The sequence below is a fragment of the Oryzomonas rubra genome (genome assembly GCF_008369015.1).
Lineage (GTDB): Bacteria > Desulfobacterota > Desulfuromonadia > Geobacterales > Pseudopelobacteraceae > Oryzomonas > Oryzomonas japonica.
Window position 1 is genome coordinate 274,646 of sequence record NZ_SRSD01000005.1, and the last position, 17,789, is coordinate 292,434.

A 17,789-nucleotide genomic window follows, 5' to 3' on the forward strand; every position below is an offset into this window, starting at 1 on the left:
GGTGGGAAGAGAGCTGAATCCGCGACGCCTGACCGGCAGAGCGAGCGAGAGGAGCCGTGAAGGTGTCGCGGATTCAGGTCGAATTACATCAGGTAATGCAATCCCCAGTAGCAGAGCATCCCCACCACCACCGTCCCGGCCAACGAGCGGGTCTTGAGGGCGAAGGCCAGGGTCGGCAGGGCGGCCACCAGCTCGATCTTGCCCAGGACGAACACCCGGGGCGCCGCCTGGGTAAACAGCGTCGGAGCGATCAGGGCGCTCAGGATGGCGGGCGGGATCAACTCCAGCCACTCCACAAACCAGGGGGGAAGTTTCCGACGGGAGAAGGTCACCAGGGGCAGCATGCGCGGCAGGTAGGTCACAACGCCCATGCAGAGGATCAGCAGGAGATAGCCGGCGGCGCTCATGGCCGCCCTCCCCGGTGCCGCAGGGAGCGTTTCAGCATGAATCCGGCCGTGGCCGCCACAGTGGAGGCAACGATCACGTAGGCGTTGCCCGGCAGCCAGAGATAGGCTACCACGGAACAGAAGGCCGCCATCAGGGCGGTGGCAACGAAAACCGGGCCGCGCAACTGGAAGACCAGCAGACAGATGAACATGCCGGTCAGGGCGTAGTCGATCCCCAGGGCGCCGGAGGGAATGAACTGCCCCACATAGACACCGGCCACGGTGCTGACGAACCAGGTAAAGTTGGTAGCCTGGTTGAGCGTCAGGGCGCTCTGCCGCTCCCAGCCCCCCCGGTTGAATCGGACCATGTTGACGGCAAAGCTCTCGTCGGTCAGGCCATAGGCGAACAGGGCCAGGAACCGCCGTGAGACGCCGGGAAAATGCACCGCCAGAGCCGAGCTCATCAGCATGTGGCGCAGGTTGACCATGAAGGTGGTGGTAACGATGGCCGGAATGGAGGCGCCGCTGCCGATCATGGCAACGGCGATGAACTGGGAGCCGCCGGCATAGACTACGATGGACATGAGCCCTACCTGCCAGGGGAGCAGTCCCCCCTTTTGGGCGAGCACCCCCAGGGAGAGGCCGATGGGGAAGTAGCCAAGGCAGATCGGCCACGCCGCCTTCATCCCCTCTTTCACGCAATCGAATGTCTGTGCCATAGATTTATTATCCCGGAGAGGGGCGTTGCCCAAACCAACCGCATCCGGCCGCACCCCGAATCCGTGGGGCCTGCGCGGCGGAGCGAGCGATATGCCGGGGTCCCAACGTCGCCCATGCATGCCGCGCCGCCTCTATCGCCCGCACGCCGCCCGGGAGAAAAATACGACAGGCAACGCAGGGACAGAGGCATGCAAGCGAGAGGAGCCGCGCGGGCCCCGCGGATTCGGGGCTCACGCCTTTGATACGTTTGCCAGCTTGACGTTCAGGAAGACCGAGCCGATGACGACCGCCATGCCCACCCCCTGCATGCCCGAGACGTGTTCCTTCAGCACCAGGGCGATGCAGATCAGCGACAGGATCGGCACCAGCAGGGCGCAGTTGGACGAGCGGCTGGTGGGGATCATGCGCAGGGCGCGGTTCCAAAGGATCAGGGCCAGGGCGGTGGTCACCACCCCCAGGTAGGCCAACAGGAGCATGTCGCCCCCACCGGGCGTCCAGCGTACGGGGTAGAAGGGCACGAGGCAGAGCAGGAACAGCAGCCCGAACAGATTGAAGAGAAACATACCGGCCGTTACCGAAAAACGGGCATGCTTGATCAACACGCAGAACAGGCCAAAGGAGAGGGAGGTCCCCATGGCCAGCGCCACCCCGACCGAGAGGCGCACATCGCCCAACCCGCCGCCGGCTGTCACCAGCACGCAGACCCCGGCGAACCCCAGCGCCACGCAGAACACCGCCCACCAAGTGGACCGTTCCCGAAACACCAGCCACGACAAGAAGAGCATGACCAGGGGATAGGTATAGTGCAGGATCACCGCCTGGCTGGCCGGGATATATTCGTAGGTCTTCAGGCAGAGCAGCTGCTGCACCCCCAGGCCGATCACCCCGGCAAGGACGAAAAACAGCGGCCGGCGGCGGAACTCGGCCGCCATGAGCCCGAGCTTGCGCTCCCATGCCAGCCATGCCAAGAGGGCAAGGGTCGCCCAGATGCCCATCCAGACCACGACCGAGAAGCTGCCCAGATGCGTTACCGCCACCTTGAAGCCGGTGCCGAGGGTGGCGAACAGCCCCACCGACAGCAGGGCGTAGATGGTGCCTTTGGTTGATTCCGTCATGCCGCGTATTTTTCCAGAGTTTTGCTGCTTTGAAAAGAAAAAAGCCCGCCAAGGCGAGCTTTTTCTTTGGGACATGGTCAGGTCAGGCTGTGAATCGTGAAAGGTGAATGAAAGGCCGTTTACTTCTTCACTATTCACCATTCACTATTCACGATTCACGATTCATCGTTCACACCTTATCCCTATTCGACCCAGTCGTCGTCCGCTTCTATGGGTGCAAACCCCCGGCGCATGGTATTTTCCGTCACCACCCTCGGGTCCATGAAGTGCAGCAGGTAGTCGGGGCCGCCCGACTTGGTGCCGACGCCCGACATGCGCGCCCCGCCGAAGGGCTGACGCTCCACCTGAGCCCCGGTGTTGTTGCGGTTGATGTACAGGTTGCCCACCCGGAAGTCGCGGCGTGCCTGGGCCAGATGCTCGGGGCTGCGGCTGAAGATGCCGCCGGTCAGGGCAAAGCGGGTCGAGTTGGCCCACTCCACGGCCTGGTCGAAATCCTTGGCGCGCATGACCGCCAGCACCGGGCCGAATACCTCTTCCTGGGCCAGTCGGTGCTGCGGGGTGATGCCGCCGACAATGGTCAGCGGCACCCAGTATCCCTCTCCTTGGGGGATCGGGCTTTCGTAGAGCAACTTCCCTTCCTGCTTGCCCAGGGCGGCATACTCGAGGATGCTCTTCTGAGCAGCGGCGTCGGCCACGGCCCCCATGGTGTTGGCCGGGTCCTCGGAGGGACCGATCCGATAGGCCTGGGCAGCCTTTACCAGTCGTTCCGTGAACCTGTCGTAGACCGCATCCAGGACGATGACCCGCGAACAGGCCGAGCACTTCTGCCCCTGGAAGGCGAACGCCGAGTAGAGTACATGCGGCACGGCCTCGTCCAGGTCGGCGTCGTCGTCGATGATGATCGCGTTCTTGCCCCCCATCTCGGAGATGATCTTCTTGACGTTGGGCTGGCCCGGATAGACCTTGGCGGCCCGTTCGACGATGCGCAGGCCGACCTCCATGGAACCGGTGAAGGCGATGAGACTGATGTCCGGGTGATCTACCAGGAAGTCCCCCATCACACTGCCACGGCCGGGGACGTAGTTGAACACGCCGGCCGGCAGCCCGGCCTCCTTGAAGATCTCCATCAGGTGATGGCCGATGATGCCGGTGATGTTGGAAGGCTTGTAGATCACCGGATTGCCGGTCACGATGGCGGCGGAGGCCATGCCCATGCTGATGGCCAGCGGGAAGTTCCACGGTGCGATGACCGCCGCCAGCCCCTTGGGCTCGTAGAAGTAGTGGTTCAGCTCGCCGGGGGCGTTGCCGACCCGTTGGGGGGTTCCCAGACGGATCATCTCCCGTGCATAGTACTCCAGGAAATCGATCGCCTCGCCCACGTCGGCATAGGCCTGGTCCCACTGTTTCCCGATCTCCAGCACCTGCCACGCCGACAGTTCGAAGGCGCGCCTGCGGGCGATCTCGGCCGCCTTGAGCAGGTACTGGGCACGTTCGCGTGGCGGCGTGTCGCGCCAGGCCGGGAAGACCGCCTTGGCGGCGGCGATGGCCCTGGTCACCTCGGGGATGCCGGCCTGGCAGATCTGGCCCAGCACCTCCGACGGCTTGGCGGGGTTGACGGTCGGGATCAGGTCGGCAGTGGTCACCTCCTGGCCGCCGATAAAGAGCGGATAGGTCTTGCCAGCGTTGGCGCGCACCTGGGCAAGGGCGGCGGGGAAGGCGGCGCGATGGTCAGGGCGGGTGAAATCCACCATGGGGTCGTTGGCGAAGCGGGGAAGGCCGCCGGGCCCGGCCACCGCTTTCTTCGGCTTTGCGGCCCGTTCGCTCCGCTCGCGATCCGCAGTCTTATCCGGGTCTTCCAGGAGGCGCTCGATCTGGGCATCTTCGGCAAAACTCTGGCGCAGGAAGGATTCATTGGCGGTATTTTCCAGCAGGCGCCGCACCAGGTATCCCATGCCCGGCACCATGTCGCCGTAGGGGCAGTAGAGGCGGATGCGCCCCGCGACCTTGAGGATTCCCTTGCGGACCGGTTCGGCCATGCCGTACAGCACCTGAAATTCGTAGCGCGACTCGGGCACGTGCAGTGCGTTGGCCATCTCCATGACGGCCGAGATGGTGCGGATGTTATGGGAGGCGCAGGCGAAGTGGCAGATCTGGTGGTTTTCCAGGATCAGGCGCGCCTGGCGTTCATAGGCGGCGTCACTTTCGGCCTTGATCGTCCAGACCGGGATCGGCCAGCCCATCTGCTTGGCCTTGACCGTCTCGTAATCCCAGTAGGCACCCTTGACCAGGCGGATCGATATCTGCGTATTCTGGGCCTTGGCCCAGGCCAGCATATTGGCCAGGTCCTTGTCCGTATCCTTCAGGTAGGCCTGGAACACGATGCCGATGTGGGGATATTCCTTATATTCCATCTTCAGGCGGCGGAACACCTCCTGGGTGATCTCCTTGAAGCGGTAGGACTCCATGTCGATGCAGAGGAAACCTTCCATCTCCACGACCTTGGCGCAGATCCGGCGCATCTGGCGCAGGATGGCCTCCACCGACCCCTCGAAATCCTGGGGGTTGGCCAGGCAGAACAGGGCGGTCGGCTTGACGGCGATATTGACCTTGGGCGCGTGGCCCCAGTCCAGATTTCCATCTCCACCGTGGCCGGCCAGCCCCTTCCACCCCTTCTGTTCATTCTTGAGGGCGTCCAGCAACTCCAGGTAGGTCGTCACGTAGACCTCGGCCTCTTCCTCCGAGAGGGTGGCCTCGCCCAGCACGTCCACCACGGCGGCAAAACCGTCCTTACGCAGCTTTTCCATGTTCTTTATGGCTTCTTTGGTATTTTCGCCCACGATGAACTGGCGGGCCATCTCCTGGATATTGGCCGAGATGAACTTGTTGAGCATCGCTCCACCCAGGGAACCGAGCATCCCGGCCATCTTGGCGCCGGTGGAGAGCACCGGCGGCATGTCTTTCTCCTCGCCGAAATACTCGCGGATATGGTCGGTCAGGAGCTTGGAGGTCGTCAGGGAGGGAAAGGCGTCCACAAAGCGGAACATCTGGACCTTGAACTGCTCGTTCTGCATGCTCCAGTCCATGACCTTACCCATCCAGGCCCCTTTGTTGAAGAGAGAGGGCTTTTCACCGGAGATGGTGGAGAAAAAATCTTTGCCGCGCGCTACGATCTTCGTGTTGAGCTCTGGATTCTGCATATGACTCTCCTTGTGCCACTGTGAGTGTGATACGGAATCAGTTGCAAATGGTTTAACCATTAGTACGAAATTTTATTCCTGGTGTCAAGCGAACAAAACGGCAAATGACCAGGCTGCGCTTGTCTCAGGCCGGTAAAAATGGTAGTGTGGTTTAACCATTTGAGGCGGAAAATGAGTAAAAAGCGCCTTGAGGAAGGATAGCAACATGTTCAAACATGTCAAACAGAGCCGTGCCTATCAGGATGTGGTCGAACAGATCCAGGACGGCATCATAGCGGGCACGCTCAAGCCGGGGAGCCAACTCCCGGCCGAACGGGATTTGAAGGAACAGTTCGGCGTCAGCCGGGGGACACTGCGCGAAGCGCTGCGGGTACTGGAGCAGAAGGGGCTGATCGAGATCCGGACCGGCGTGGCCGGGGGGTCCATCATCAGGGAGGTCAACAGCGAACAGCTCAGCGAGAATCTGGGATTGCTGATCCGCAACCGGACGGTTTCCCTGCGCGACCTGGCCGAGTTCCGCGAGGGGATGGAGGGGGGCGTGGCGGCCTTGGCGGCCCAGCGGGGGCAGGAACAGGACATGGCCCTGTTAAGGAAGCTGCTGACCGAGGCCGAGGAACATCTGAAAGAGGGACGCAAGGGGTGGGACGCCTTCATCCGCACCGACGAGATGCTTCACATGGCCCTGGCCCGCATGAGCGGCAACCAACTCTTCATCTCCGTCCTGGAAAGCGTCTATTACAACATCCACACCTACTACGAGAACTACCTGTCCCGGGGGAAGAAGATACTCCAGGAGAATTTCAACGATCTGCGGGCAATCGTGACCGCCGTAACGGAAAGGAATGAAGAGGCGGCGCGGGAACTGGCCCAGGGGCATGTGCGGCGCTTCAACGCCTACATGGAGGAGAAGGAGGCCTGAACTTTTTCCGGTCCCCCCCAAAAAACAAACGCCGCGCGACCATAAAGGTCGCACGGCGTTTGCATTCGCGGAGGCACCCACGAAAGCGCTGCGATGTAACTTAATCCATCTTGACCGGGACCTTGGCCTTCAGGACATATTTGCCGCCTTTGACTTCCAACAGGCAGAGCGGCGACTTGATCGGCTCGCGGTTGTTGCGGATGGTGATCGTGCCGGAAACGCCTTCGAAGTTTTTGATCTTGGCGATGGCATCCTTGAACACCTTCGGATCGTTGCTCTTGGCGGCGGTCATGGCAGAGGCGATAAGCTTGACCGCATCATACCCCTGGGCGTCGAACAGGCCCGGAAGGGCACCGTTGTTCTTGCTCTTGAAGGCTTCGATGAATTTGGCGGTCACCGGTGACGCCTGTTCGGGGGAGAACCCGACATAGGACATGGCACCTTCGACCGCTGTGCCGCCCAACTTGATGAACTCGGGCGAGAACAGGCCGTCGCCGCCGAATATGTTGACCTTGATCCCCTGCTTGCGGGCTTCCTTCATGAGCAGGGCGCCCTCGGTGTAGTAACCGGAGTAGAAGAGGATATCCGGTTTTTTGGCCTTGATGTTGGTCATCTGGCCGGAGAAATCCTTGTCCCCGTCCTTGATCTTCTCGTCAGCCACGATCTCGATGCCGGCGCCTTTGGCGGAGTCACGGAAGAGCTGGGACATGCCGACGCTGTAATCGTTGTTGTCCGAGGTGAGCATGGCCACCTTCTTGAATTTGAGGTTCTTGGCGTAGTAATCCAGCAGGGCCGGGATCGCCACGCTGTCCAGCAGCGTGTCGCGGAAGATGTACTCACCGATCTCCACCACGCCCGTACCGGTGGCGCCGGCCGAGAGCAGCACAACCTGGGCCTTCTGGGCAATCGGGGCGGCAACCTTGGTGATGCCGGTGGTCGGGTCGCCGACGATGGCCACAACGTTGTCGCGGCTGATCAGTTTCTGGGTGACCGAGGCCCCTTCCTGCTTGTCGCCGCGGTCATCGGCTTCAACGATCTCGATCTTCTTGCCATTGACGCCGCCGGCCGCATTGATCTCTTCGGCCGCCATCTTCATGCCGACCAGGGTCGGCGCACCGAACATGGCGACGTCACCGGTCAGGGCGCCGAGAAAGCCGATCTTTACCGTGTCGCCGGCAGCCTTGGGAGCCGCATCAGGTTTTGCCTCTTCCTTTTTCTTGCAGCCGGCGGTTACGGACAGGGCCAGTACGCCAGCCAACAACAGGGCAGCACTCTTCTTGAAGTTCATGGTTTCCTCCTTTGGAGAGATAGTGTCTGGTTAGCGACCCGGCTTATCGAGGTTGTTCAGGATTTCGTCCGCTTCCTTCAGCTTCTGCTGCAGTTTTTTCAATTCCTCTGCGGAATAAACCTTCTTGCCCTTCTTGATCTCGGTGTTGATCTTCCTGATCCGCTGCTGGATGCTGTCCACCTGATCCTTGCATCCCTTGGAGGCCAGGAGGCACTCGTCTTTTTCACTGCTCTTCACATCGGCTGCAAACGCCGCGGTAGCGGCGGAGAGGGCAAAGGCGGTCAGTACGGCAATCAAAACTTTTTTCATGGGTCTGCTCCTTTTCTTTGGAATGAAGCAGGGGCGCAGAAGCGCCCCATGGATTTCAGAAATTAGAACGCGTACTTGAAGATGATCTTGGCATCATAGGGGTTGACCGGTGTCTCACCGTTCAGGGCAACTCCCTTGTAGTAATCGCCCAGGAACACATAGGCGACACGGACACCGCCGGTAAGGTTTTCGAGCAGCTTGTAGTTGGCCTCGGCGTTGATCTCGGTGCCCAGGTAGTTGCTCTTGTGAGCTTTGCCGAACGCACCGTTATCCTTGGCCACAGCGGCAAAACCGGCATTGGCGGCGGTGGTCAGCCGGTCGGTGAGCGGCAGTTCATAGCCGATATAGCCGCCGATCTGGCCCTGGCCAAAGTTCCCGGCAGTGGCAATGATTGAGTTGTCGGTGGTCATGGCGTTTTTATCGCGGCCCAGGATGACCATTTCGTTGTCATAGTAACCGTGCTCAGCAGTGCCAACATTATTGAACACTGCGTAGAAGGCGTTGCTGTGGCCGGTCGTACCGGAATCACCGGATACATACAGGAACTCGGCATGGGCTTTACCAGAGCCAACTTTGTACTTGGCACCGGCATTGAGGGCATAGGCGGTGGTGGCACGCGCGTTGACCGTGCCCACTTCCAGGATACCGAACCCGTTCAGGGTCAGCGGACCGGCGGTGTACTCGGCGTTCAGGCCCAAGGTATGGAGCTTGACGTCCTGCTGGAAATCAATATTGGTGAGATCATTACTATCGGTAGTAATAGCATTGTTTCTGAAGAAGTAGTAGGCAGCGCCGACCTTCAGGTCCTTGTTCACTTCATACTTGCCGTCCAGTACGAACAGGTCGTTGGTCAGGTGGCCCAATACGTTGTCTTTACTGTTGCCGGTGTCGTTGAAGCGGAAGAAGCCGATGGTGGGGGTGAATTTGTTGTAGCTGCTGGAGAAGGCGATGCCGGCCATGTCGGCGTCGAACATGATGCTTTTGAAGGAGTCGTTATAGGGCATCATGCCCAACCTCATGTTGACGTCCTTGAAGATGTTGGCATCCAGGTAGATGTTCTTGGTCTCGATGTTGGTCTGGTCGGCACCGATAGCTGCGCCGTGATTGCGATGCGTGCCATAGGAGCTGTCGCCCCAATAGGCGTAGTCCAACTCAAATTGGGTGACCAGTTTCAGGTCGCTGCTGGCCTTGGCGGTATAGCCGAGACGGGCGCGCTGTTCAACGAAGTTGGCCGAGTACACATGTTTGGGCAGGCCAAAGGGGACGTACTGGGTGTCCCCGCCGTAAGACGCGGCGTTATTACCGGGGAAACTGGTAGTAGCTGCTCCGTTGAAGTTGGAGTTGATGTACTGCGCCTGGAACATGCCGTGGAACTCGTTTTCCAGCGCCATTGCCGGAGTGGTCGCAGCGGCGGTCACGCCGAGAATGGCCAGCGCTGCAAGGACATTACGTCTTTTCATGGTACTTCCTCCTTGTGTGTGATGTTCTGCTGATTACATCCCCCCTTCAAAGGGAGTGCGCGTACTGCGCATTACAATATTTGGCTCAGAAACAGCTTGGCCCGCTCATGGTCGGGGCTGGTGAAGAAATGCTCCGGCGTTCCTTCCTCCACGATTTGGCCATGGTCCATGAAAATGACCCGGTCGGCCACCTCGCGGGCAAAACCCATCTCGTGGGTCACCACCACCATGGTCATCCCTTCCTGAGCCAGGTTCTTCATGACATCCAAGACCTCGCCGATCATCTCCGGGTCAAGGGCCGAGGTCGGTTCGTCGAACAGGATCGCCTTGGGGTTCATGGCCAGGGAGCGGGCAATAGCCACCCGTTGCTGCTGGCCGCCGGAAAGTTTGGCCGGATAGGCGGCGGCCTTCTCGGCGATGCCGACCTTCTTGAGCAGTTCCAGGGCAATCTGTTCCGCTTCCCGCCGGTTGCGCTTGCGGACGACCGTCTGGGCCAGTGTCAGGTTCTCCAGCACGGTCTTGTGGGGAAAGAGGTTGAAGGACTGGAACACCATCCCGATCTCTTCCCGCACCTTGCAGATATCGACCTTCGGGTCGCTGACATCCATGCCGTCCACGATGATGGTGCCCCGGTCGATGGTCTCAAGACGGTTGATGGAGCGCAGGATGGTACTCTTGCCCGAACCGCTGGGGCCGATGATGACCACTTTTTCGCCGTCCCGGACGCTGAAGGAGACATTCTTCAGCGCCTGGAACGGCCCATAGAACTTGGAGACCCCGCGCGCCTCTATCATAAGTCGGCTATTTTCCTGCATTGAGCCGTTCCTCCATGATACCGATCAACTTGGAAAAAAACAGGGTCATGACCAAGTAGATCAGGGCGATAACCGTATAGGTTTCAAAATAGCTGAAGGTTTCCGATGCATACTCCCGGCCGCGGCGCAGCAGGTCGGAGACGGCCAGGATGGAGACCAGGGAGGAGTCCTTGAGCAGGGCGATGAACTCATTGCCGATGGGGGGCAACACCACCTTGAAGGCCTGGGGCAGAATGACCTGCCGCATGGCCTGGCCGCGGGACATGCCCAGGGACAGGGCCGCCTCCATCTGCCCCTTGGGTATGGACTGGATGCCGGCCCGGAAGACTTCGCCCATGTAGGCGCCGTAGCAGACCGCCATGGCGATGATGGCGCTCAGCATATCCGGGATTTTCACGAAACGGCCCAGGGCGTAATAGATGTAGAAGATCTGGACCAGAAGCGGGATGCCGCGAATCACCTCCACATACAGTGAAGCGACGCCGTTGATGAATCGGTTGTCGGAGATTCTTCCCAGTCCGGTGATCAGGCCGATGCACGTGGCCAGCAGGATGGCCCCGAAGGTGACCTTGAAGGTGACCAGGATGCCGTCCGGGACGAATTTGAAGATCTCGTAATAAGGGTCAGACTTGCCAAAGGCAAGATACAGGGAGACGAAGATCGCACCAAAAAAAGCGATGCGCCAGGCGGTAAACAACCCGGCGTCGTTCTTGTTGGGGATGGCGGCTCCGTCGCCGACATCTATGGGGGTATGGGATGTAGGATTCTTTGGCATGGGCGTTGAGCAAGGGAAGGGGCGGCCGGAAAGCCGCCCCTTCTCAGCAAATTATTTCACCCACTTGGTGTGGATCTTGGTGTCCAGCTTCTTGGCCTTCACCGCCTTGATCCCCTTGTTGAGAAGGGCGACCAGGTCCTTGTTACCCTTTTTCACGACAATGCCGTAGGCTTCCTTGGTGAAGGATTTGCCGACGATCTTGAATTTGTCCTTGTACTCTTTTTTCTGGAGGGCAAAGTGGGCGGCAACCGGCTCGTCGCACACCACGCCGAAGATGCGGCCGGCTGCCATGTCCTCGAAGGCCAAACCGATCTCGTCATAGGTCTTGAGTTCGACGCCGGTGACCTTCTTGATCTCCATCGCACCTGTCGTGCCGATCTGGGCACCGACCTTCTTGCCCTTCAGGTCGGCAATGACCTTGGCGGTCTTGTTGGTTTTGGGGACGACAAGGATTTGGCCGATGCTGGTATACGGCTCGGTAAAATCATATTTTGCCTGGCGTTCTTTCGTGATGGTGACGGAAGAGATGATGGCGTCGTACTGGCCGGAATCAAGACCGGCAAAGATGCCGTCCCAGGCGGTATTTTTGATCACGACCGCCACGCCCGCCTCCTTGGCGACAGCTTTCAAGAAGTCGATATCATAGCCGACGATCTGTTTGTTCGTGTCAACCATCTCCATCGGCGGCCAGGTGGCGTCGGTGGCGACCTTGATGCTCTTGGGGGCGGCAAATGCGGTGAGGGACAAAGCGGCCAGCAATGCCGCAGTTGCAGTAAGCGTACACAAAAATTTCATTGGATCCTCTCCTTTTTCATTAAACTGTAAACGATAATGGTAAGACCACGCTGTTCTTTTAGGGGATGTAACGCAGTATTGTCAACAAAAAAACACCGGTTCGTAACGTTTCGGAAACCATTGGCACGATGTCGCAGCTTTTTTCTTGCCCTCACGGGCTCCTTCGTTTATGAAACATGTGGATATTACTATTTTTGATAAAAATAAACTATTCCATGGATTCTGGAGTATCAGGCAATGAACCGATTCAAAGCAGCAGTGTTGCTGCTGACCACCACCTTTTTCTGGGGGGTGACCTTCACGGTCGTCAAGGAGGCCGTGGAAAGCGTCGATGTTTTCGTATTTCTGGCCCAGCGCTTCATCCTGGCCTTCGCCCTGATCCTGCCGGTCAGCATGATCAAGGGCAAGCGCCTGGACAGGGGGACCCTGCGCCAAGGGTGTCTGATGGGGATCTTCCTGTTCGGTTCCTATGCCTTCCAGACCGTCGCGCTGCTCTACACCAGCGCCTCCAATACCGCCTTCCTGACCGGGTTGAACGTCGTCATGGTGCCGGTCATCTCGGCACTCATGCTACGCCAGCGTATTCCGAGGACCGTCAGGGTCGCCGTGATCCTTTCCGTTGCCGGCCTGTTCCTTCTGTGCGGCAACGGGTCCTGGCACTTCACCACCGGCGATATCCTGGCCGCCATCTGCGCCCTCTGTGTCTCGCTGCACCTGATCTATACCGGCGAGTTTGCCCGCCAAAGCGACTACTACTGGCTGACCGCCATACAGTTGGGCATGGTGGCCCTCTTGAGTACCGCCGGCGCCGTTATCCGCGGCAAGCAGGTTTTTGTCTGGCATCCCCAGCTTCTGGGGACACTGATCGTCTGCTCGCTGATCGCAACCGTGTTCGCCTTTCTGGTGCAGACGTCCATGCAGCGTTTCATCAGCCACACCAACACGGCTCTGATCTTCTGCACCGAACCGGTTTTTGCGGCCCTGTACGCCTGGTACGCGATCAACGAGCGGCTGGGCATCTATGGTCTGGCTGGGGCTCTGTTGATTCTGGGGGGGATGATCGTCTCCATCCTGCCGGATGATCTGGGCAAGCTGGCAAAGGGGGGGAGCGCTGAAGCGGAGATCGGTGAACTGGATGAGTACCGGGCCGGAGAGTAGGGACGCCTACAAACCGGCGCGCCAATCCTCAAGCTTCTCCAGTGCGCGTTCCGCCAGTTTCTGACGTTTTTCCTTCTTCTTCACCCGCCCCGCAAGCTCGGGGAACAGTCCGTAATTGACGTTCATGGGCTGGAAGTGACGCACGTCGGCGTTGGTGATGTGATGCACCAGCGCCCCCAGGGCCGTTTCGGCGGGGGGCACCGGCAGGGGGCGTCCCTGTTGGAGACATGCGGCGTTTATGCCGGCCAGGAAGCCGCTGGCCGCCGATTCCACATACCCCTCCACCCCGGTGATCTGGCCGGCAAAGATGATGCGGGGGTCGCTTTTGAGCTGCTGGGTCGCCAACAGCAGGGCCGGGGCATTGATGAAGGTATTGCGGTGCAGGGAGCCCAGCCGGACAAACTCAGCCCGCTCCAGTCCCGGAATCATACGGAAGATGCGCCGCTGCTCCGGCCAGGTCAGCTTGGTCTGGAAGCCTACCAGATTGAACATGGTCCGTTCCCGGTTCTCGGCCCTGAGTTGGATCACGGCGTGGGGCTCGACACCCGTGCGGGGATCGCTCAACCCCACCGGCTTCATCGGGCCGAACCGGAGCGTTTCCACGCCCCGCTCCGCCATCTCCTCAACCGGCATGCACCCCTCGAAGTGGACGATCTTCTCGAAATCCCGCGGCGGAACCTTTTCCCCTCTGACCAGTTCATCCACGAACCGCAGGTACTCCGCCTCGTTCATGGGGCAGTTGAGATAATCGTCCCCGTCCCCCTTGCCGTAACGTGAGGCGGCGAAGATCGTGGTCATGTCGAGGGAGTCGGCGGCAACGATGGGGGCGATGGCGTCGTAGAAGTACAGCCGGTCGCCGGTCAAGCGGGCCAGCGGTTCCGCCAGGGCATCGCTGGTCAGGGGGCCTGAGGCGATGACCACGGTACCGGCGGCGGGCAGGTCGGTAACCTCGCCCCGCTCCAGGCGGATCAGGGGGTGTGCAGCGATCTTCGCGGTGATATAGTCGGAGAAGAGTTGCCGGTCCACAGCCAGTGCGCCGCCGGCCGGGACGCGGGTGGCTTCGGCAGCCTCCATGGTCAGGGAGCCGCTGCGCCGCAACTCCTCCTTGAGGAGCCCCACGGCGTTTTCAAGGGAGTCCCCCCGCAGGGAGTTGGAACAGACCAACTCCGCCAGGCCCGCCAGATGGTGGGCCGGGGAGAAACGCTCGGGCTTCATCTCGTGGAGGACGACGGAAACACCGCGCTGCGCCGCCTGCCACGCCGCTTCGCAACCTGCCAGACCCGCTCCGATGATGGTAAGAGTTTCCAATTATTTCGCTTCCTTGCCGCCCTCTTTGAAATCGCACCCTTCCTTGGGGCACTTGACGTACTCCCCCTCGCGCTTGCTGATCTTCTTCACCAGCAACGGGAAGCCGCATTTGGGGCATTTCCGTTCCACCGGCAGGTCCCACAGGGCAAACTTGCACTGGGGATAGCGGTTGCAGGAGTAGAACATCTTGCCGTAGCGGGATTTCTTTTCGGTCAACTCCCCTTCCTTGCACTCAGGACAGACCACACCGGTGCCCCGGGGCTTGACCAGCGGCTGGATGTTCTTGCAGGCCGGATATCCGGAACAGGCCAGGTACTTGCCGTAGCGACCGTCCTTGATCAGCATCGGCTGGCCGCATTTTTCGCACTTCTCGTCGGACAGGACCGGCTCCGCCGATTCGGCACCTTTTTCCGCATCGATGTTGCGAGTGTATTTGCACCCCTCCTGGAAGCCGGAACAGGCGATGAACTTGCCCCGCTTGCCCAGCTTGACCACCAACGGCTTGCCGCATTCGGGGCAGGCCTCGTCCATGGCCTCAGTGGTCAGGTCGGACTTGTTAACCTCCCCCTCCTTCTGCTTGAGCAGGGTGGAGAACGGCTCCCAGAACTCCTTCAGGAGCGGCTTCCACTGTTTTTCGCCCCGGGAGACCTGGTCCAGTTCCTCCTCCAGGCCGGCGGTAAAATTGTAGTCCACGTAGCGCGCGAAATGGGCCGTCAGCAGGTCGTTCACCACCATGCCCACATCCTCGGGGAAGAAGCGTTTCTTGTCCAGGCGGGTATACTTGCGCTCCACCAGGGTGTTCATGATCGAGGCATAGGTGGATGGGCGGCCGATGCCGTACTCCTCCAAGGTCTTGACCAGGGTGGCCTCGGTGTAGCGCGGCGGCGGCTGGGTGAAATGCTGTTCCGGGATGATCTCGTGCTGTTTGAGGGAGACACCTTCAGCCATGGCGGGCAACAGCCCTTCCTTTTCCTCGTCCTGATCGTCCAGCCCCTCGATATAGAGCTTCATGAAACCCGGAAACCGGATCACCGTGCCGCTGGCGCGCAGACCGGCCTGCCGGGCTCCGCTGAACGGGCCGGCGGCGGGGGGCGCGGCAAGGTCCGCCGCAATGTCCACCGAGGTCTGATCCAGCAGCGCCTCGGCCATCTGGCAGGCCACGGTGCGTTTCCAGATCAGTTCGTACAGCTTGTGCAGATCGGGGGTCAAGAACTTCTTCAACTCGGCCGGGGTCTTGGAGATATAAGTCGGCCGGATGGCCTCATGGGCCTCCTGGGCGTTCTTGGTCTTGGTTCGGTAAAGACGAGGCTTGGCCAGGGCGTATTCCGGGCCGTAGGCGGCAGAGATGACGTCGTGGGCCTCCAGAAGGGCCTGGTTGGAGAGATTAACGCTATCGGTACGCATGTAGGTGATCAGACCGACCGTGCCCCCCTCGCCGATGTCGATCCCCTCGTAGAGCTTCTGGGCCGTGGACATGGTCTTCTTTGCCGAAAAGCCCAGCTTGCGGGAGGCTTCCTGCTGGAGGGTCGAGGTGGTGAACGGCGGTGCCGGGGTGCGTTTTTTCTCGGTCTTGGTGATCTTGTCGACCCGGTAGCTGCCCGACTGGAGGGCCGCTTTCAGACCGGTCGCCACCTCTTCGCCGGGGATGTCGAACTTGCCCAGCTTCTTGCCGCCCACCGCCACCAGGCCGGCCTTGAACTCCTGCCCCGGTGCAACCCCCAGGCGGGCCGCTATGGTCCAGTATTCCTGCTCGACAAAGGCCTGGATTTCCTTTTCCCGTTCGCAGACCAGGCGCAGGGCCACCGATTGAACCCTGCCGGCCGAAAGGCCGTAACGGATCTTCTTCCACAGGAAGGGGGAAAGGTTGAAACCGACCAGGTAATCCAGCACCGAACGGGCTTGCTGGGCGTCCACCAGTTCGGCGGCAATGGCGCGGGGATGCTCCACGGCATGGATGATGGCATCCTTGGTGATCTCGTGGAACACGACGCGCTGGATCTCGATGCCCGGATTCTTCTTTTTGTCCAGCCCCAGGGCCGCCAGCAGATGCCAGGAAATGGCCTCTCCCTCACGGTCGGGGTCAGTTGCGAGAAGCAGTCGGTCGGACTCCTTGAGGGCCTTTTTGATGGCGTCGAGGTGTTTTTTGCTCTCGGGCAGCACATGATATTTGGGTTCGAAATCGTTCCCGATATCCACCGAGCCCTGTTTGCTGGGCAAGGCCCGTACATGGCCGAAAGAGGCCAAGACCTTGTAATCCTTGCCCAGGAACTTCTCTATGGTCTTCGCCTTGGCGGGCGATTCTACGATAACGAGATTCTGCGACATAAATGCATCCTTCTGAGATAATTAATAATAATTCAGCGCGCGGGGGAGAGGCCCGTAGCCTGCTTCACCATTACCCTGCTACGGCAAAATGCTTGCCCGGCAGCGGTGTTATCGCCCCCTTGAGCTCAAGGTGCAGTAACATAGAGGAAACCTCTCCGGCTGTCAATTCCGTTTGGGCGATGATGTCGTCGATGTGCAGTGGCGAACGGGCCAGGAGCTCATATACGGCGGCTTCCCTGGGGGTCAGGCTGAAGGTTCGTGCGACGGCCTGCTCCGGGGCACGCTCCCCGTTCAGGGCCAGGGGACCGGGCAGTTCCTCCAGGATATCCTCCACGCAGTCAACGAGTTTGGCCCCCTGCTTGATCAGACGGTTACTGCCGCGGCAGGCGGCAAAGGAAATGTTGCCGGGAACGGCAAAGACGTCGCGGCCGTGTTCAAGGGCATACTGGGCGGTGATCAGGGAGCCGCTGTTTTCGGCAGCCTCCACCACCAGCACGCCGCGGGACAGCCCGCTGATAATCCGGTTGCGGCGGGGAAAGTTCTCCGCCAGCGGCAACGCCCCCAGGGAAAACTCCGACACCAGACACCCCGTTTCGGACACCGCCTCGAAGAGCGTGCGGTTTTCGGGCGGATACACCTTGTCGATGCCGCATCCCAAGACGCCGACGGTTCTGCCGCCACCCTGGAGCGCCCCCTTGTGGGCCGCGGTATCGATCCCGCGCGCCATGCCCGATATCACGGCCACGCCATGCCCGGCCAACGCCTCGGCGAGACGTCCCGTGGCCATGAGCCCGTGGGAGGTCGCCCGGCGTGAGCCGACGATCGCCACGGCCAATTCGCTACTACGCAGCTCGCCCCGCACGTACAGAAAGGGGGGCGGATCGGGGATCTCGAACAGGGACTTTGGGTAGTCGGCCGAGACGAACGTGACCAGCCGCGCGCCACTTCCCGCCAGCCGGCGGCACTCCTCGTCGGCAAAGCGCTTCCAGCTCCCTTCCCTGATCGCTCCAACCACGGCCGGGGTCATCCCCCTGACACCCGCCAACTCCGACGGCGATGCGGAGAGCGCCGCCCCGGGGGCGTCGAAACGTTCCAGCAGGCGTCGAAAGGTGACATTGCCGATGCCGGGCACCGCCTTGAGACCCAGCCAGTAGAATTCTTCCATATCCCACACCCTCCAGTCGCCGCTCCCGCGGACATGAGAGAAAAAAAAGACCGG

General features: G+C 60.5%; 15 protein-coding genes. 2 read left to right on the top strand and 13 right to left on the bottom strand.

What is annotated here, in order from left to right:
* Nucleotides 1-83: 83 nt before the first annotated feature.
* The 4 genes from ET418_RS10230 to pruA all read right to left on the bottom strand — a co-directional run bounded on the left by ET418_RS10230 (nt 84) and on the right by pruA (nt 5,418).
* Nucleotides 84-407, bottom strand: a complete 324-nt coding sequence (locus tag ET418_RS10230) for an AzlD domain-containing protein (RefSeq protein ID WP_149307503.1) — start codon at nt 405-407, stop codon at nt 84-86.
* Nucleotides 404-1,105, bottom strand: a complete 702-nt coding sequence (locus ET418_RS10235) for an AzlC family ABC transporter permease (protein WP_149307504.1) — start codon at nt 1,103-1,105, stop codon at nt 404-406. Before ET418_RS10235 ends, ET418_RS10230 begins: the two co-directional genes overlap by 4 nt.
* A 231-nt stretch (nt 1,106-1,336) precedes the next feature.
* The gene (locus tag ET418_RS10240) at nt 1,337-2,221 is read right to left on the bottom strand and encodes a DMT family transporter (protein ID WP_188055465.1); all 885 of its coding nucleotides are present in this window, start codon (nt 2,219-2,221) and stop codon (nt 1,337-1,339) included.
* A 182-nt stretch (nt 2,222-2,403) separates the two neighbouring features.
* The gene (pruA, locus tag ET418_RS10245) at nt 2,404-5,418 is read right to left on the bottom strand and encodes an L-glutamate gamma-semialdehyde dehydrogenase (RefSeq protein WP_149307506.1); all 3,015 of its coding nucleotides are present in this window, start codon (nt 5,416-5,418) and stop codon (nt 2,404-2,406) included.
* Nucleotides 5,419-5,623: 205 nt separating this feature from the next.
* Here pruA and ET418_RS10250 point away from each other — a divergent pair, with 205 nt between their 5' ends.
* A complete protein-coding gene (locus ET418_RS10250) occupies nt 5,624-6,337 on the top strand; it encodes a FadR/GntR family transcriptional regulator (RefSeq protein WP_149307507.1) in 714 nt (237 codons plus the stop codon).
* A 100-nt stretch (nt 6,338-6,437) separates the two neighbouring features.
* On the opposite strand, the gene ET418_RS10255 is transcribed toward ET418_RS10250, so the two are convergent.
* From ET418_RS10255 to ET418_RS10280, 6 genes are all read right to left on the bottom strand, one after another.
* Nucleotides 6,438-7,625 (bottom strand): ABC transporter substrate-binding protein, encoded by a 1,188-nt coding sequence (locus ET418_RS10255; RefSeq protein ID WP_149307508.1) that lies wholly within the window; start codon nt 7,623-7,625, stop codon nt 6,438-6,440.
* A 30-nt stretch (nt 7,626-7,655) separates the two neighbouring features.
* Nucleotides 7,656-7,934 carry a hypothetical protein gene (locus ET418_RS10260; protein ID WP_149307509.1) on the bottom strand — a complete coding sequence of 93 codons (279 nt, stop codon included), beginning with the start codon at nt 7,932-7,934 and terminating at the stop codon, nt 7,656-7,658.
* A gap of 62 nt (nt 7,935-7,996) precedes the next feature.
* Nucleotides 7,997-9,394, bottom strand: a complete 1,398-nt coding sequence (locus ET418_RS10265; protein ID WP_149307510.1) for a hypothetical protein — start codon at nt 9,392-9,394, stop codon at nt 7,997-7,999.
* Nucleotides 9,395-9,465: 71 nt separating this feature from the next.
* Nucleotides 9,466-10,209, bottom strand: a complete 744-nt coding sequence (locus ET418_RS10270) for an ATP-binding cassette domain-containing protein (protein ID WP_338045080.1) — start codon at nt 10,207-10,209, stop codon at nt 9,466-9,468.
* Complete coding sequence (locus ET418_RS10275; protein ID WP_149307512.1) at nt 10,196-10,984, bottom strand: amino acid ABC transporter permease; 789 nt, start codon at nt 10,982-10,984, stop codon at nt 10,196-10,198. Before ET418_RS10275 ends, ET418_RS10270 begins: the two co-directional genes overlap by 14 nt.
* A 51-nt stretch (nt 10,985-11,035) precedes the next feature.
* Nucleotides 11,036-11,779 carry a basic amino acid ABC transporter substrate-binding protein gene (locus ET418_RS10280; protein ID WP_149307513.1) on the bottom strand — a complete coding sequence of 248 codons (744 nt, stop codon included), beginning with the start codon at nt 11,777-11,779 and terminating at the stop codon, nt 11,036-11,038.
* A 237-nt stretch (nt 11,780-12,016) separates the two neighbouring features.
* On the opposite strand from ET418_RS10280, the gene ET418_RS10285 reads away from it, so the two are divergent.
* Entirely contained in the window at nt 12,017-12,937 is a 921-nt protein-coding gene (locus tag ET418_RS10285) for a DMT family transporter (protein ID WP_149307514.1), read from the top strand.
* A 6-nt stretch (nt 12,938-12,943) separates the two neighbouring features.
* On the opposite strand, the gene trmFO is transcribed toward ET418_RS10285, so the two are convergent.
* The 3 genes from trmFO to dprA form a co-directional block, all read right to left on the bottom strand.
* Entirely contained in the window at nt 12,944-14,245 is a 1,302-nt protein-coding gene (gene trmFO, locus ET418_RS10290) for a methylenetetrahydrofolate--tRNA-(uracil(54)-C(5))-methyltransferase (FADH(2)-oxidizing) TrmFO (protein ID WP_149307515.1), read from the bottom strand.
* Nucleotides 14,246-16,570, bottom strand: coding sequence for a type I DNA topoisomerase (gene topA / locus ET418_RS10295; RefSeq protein WP_149307516.1), 2,325 nt, complete (start codon nt 16,568-16,570; stop codon nt 14,246-14,248). It lies immediately after the preceding gene.
* Between the two features lie 70 nt (nt 16,571-16,640).
* Complete coding sequence (dprA, locus tag ET418_RS10300; RefSeq protein WP_149307517.1) at nt 16,641-17,735, bottom strand: DNA-processing protein DprA; 1,095 nt, start codon at nt 17,733-17,735, stop codon at nt 16,641-16,643.
* Between the last annotated feature and the right edge of the window lie 54 nt (nt 17,736-17,789).

Bases quoted from the DNA above. Each gene is read 5' to 3' on its own strand.
- ET418_RS10230 (WP_149307503.1), bottom strand. From the start codon at position 407: ATGAGCGCCGCCGGCTATCTCCTGCTGATCCTCTGCATGGGCGTTGTG.
- ET418_RS10235 (WP_149307504.1), bottom strand. From the start codon at position 1,105: ATGGCACAGACATTCGATTGCGTGAAAGAGGGGATGAAGGCGGCGTGG.
- ET418_RS10240 (WP_188055465.1), bottom strand. From the start codon at position 2,221: ATGACGGAATCAACCAAAGGCACCATCTACGCCCTGCTGTCGGTGGGG.
- pruA (WP_149307506.1), bottom strand. From the start codon at position 5,418: ATGCAGAATCCAGAGCTCAACACGAAGATCGTAGCGCGCGGCAAAGAT.
- ET418_RS10250 (WP_149307507.1), top strand. From the start codon at position 5,624: ATGTTCAAACATGTCAAACAGAGCCGTGCCTATCAGGATGTGGTCGAA.
- ET418_RS10255 (WP_149307508.1), bottom strand. From the start codon at position 7,625: ATGAACTTCAAGAAGAGTGCTGCCCTGTTGTTGGCTGGCGTACTGGCC.
- ET418_RS10260 (WP_149307509.1), bottom strand. From the start codon at position 7,934: ATGAAAAAAGTTTTGATTGCCGTACTGACCGCCTTTGCCCTCTCCGCC.
- ET418_RS10265 (WP_149307510.1), bottom strand. From the start codon at position 9,394: ATGAAAAGACGTAATGTCCTTGCAGCGCTGGCCATTCTCGGCGTGACC.
- ET418_RS10270 (WP_338045080.1), bottom strand. From the start codon at position 10,209: ATGCAGGAAAATAGCCGACTTATGATAGAGGCGCGCGGGGTCTCCAAG.
- ET418_RS10275 (WP_149307512.1), bottom strand. From the start codon at position 10,984: ATGCCAAAGAATCCTACATCCCATACCCCCATAGATGTCGGCGACGGA.
- ET418_RS10280 (WP_149307513.1), bottom strand. From the start codon at position 11,779: ATGAAATTTTTGTGTACGCTTACTGCAACTGCGGCATTGCTGGCCGCT.
- ET418_RS10285 (WP_149307514.1), top strand. From the start codon at position 12,017: ATGAACCGATTCAAAGCAGCAGTGTTGCTGCTGACCACCACCTTTTTC.
- topA (WP_149307516.1), bottom strand. From the start codon at position 16,570: ATGTCGCAGAATCTCGTTATCGTAGAATCGCCCGCCAAGGCGAAGACC.
- dprA (WP_149307517.1), bottom strand. From the start codon at position 17,735: ATGGAAGAATTCTACTGGCTGGGTCTCAAGGCGGTGCCCGGCATCGGC.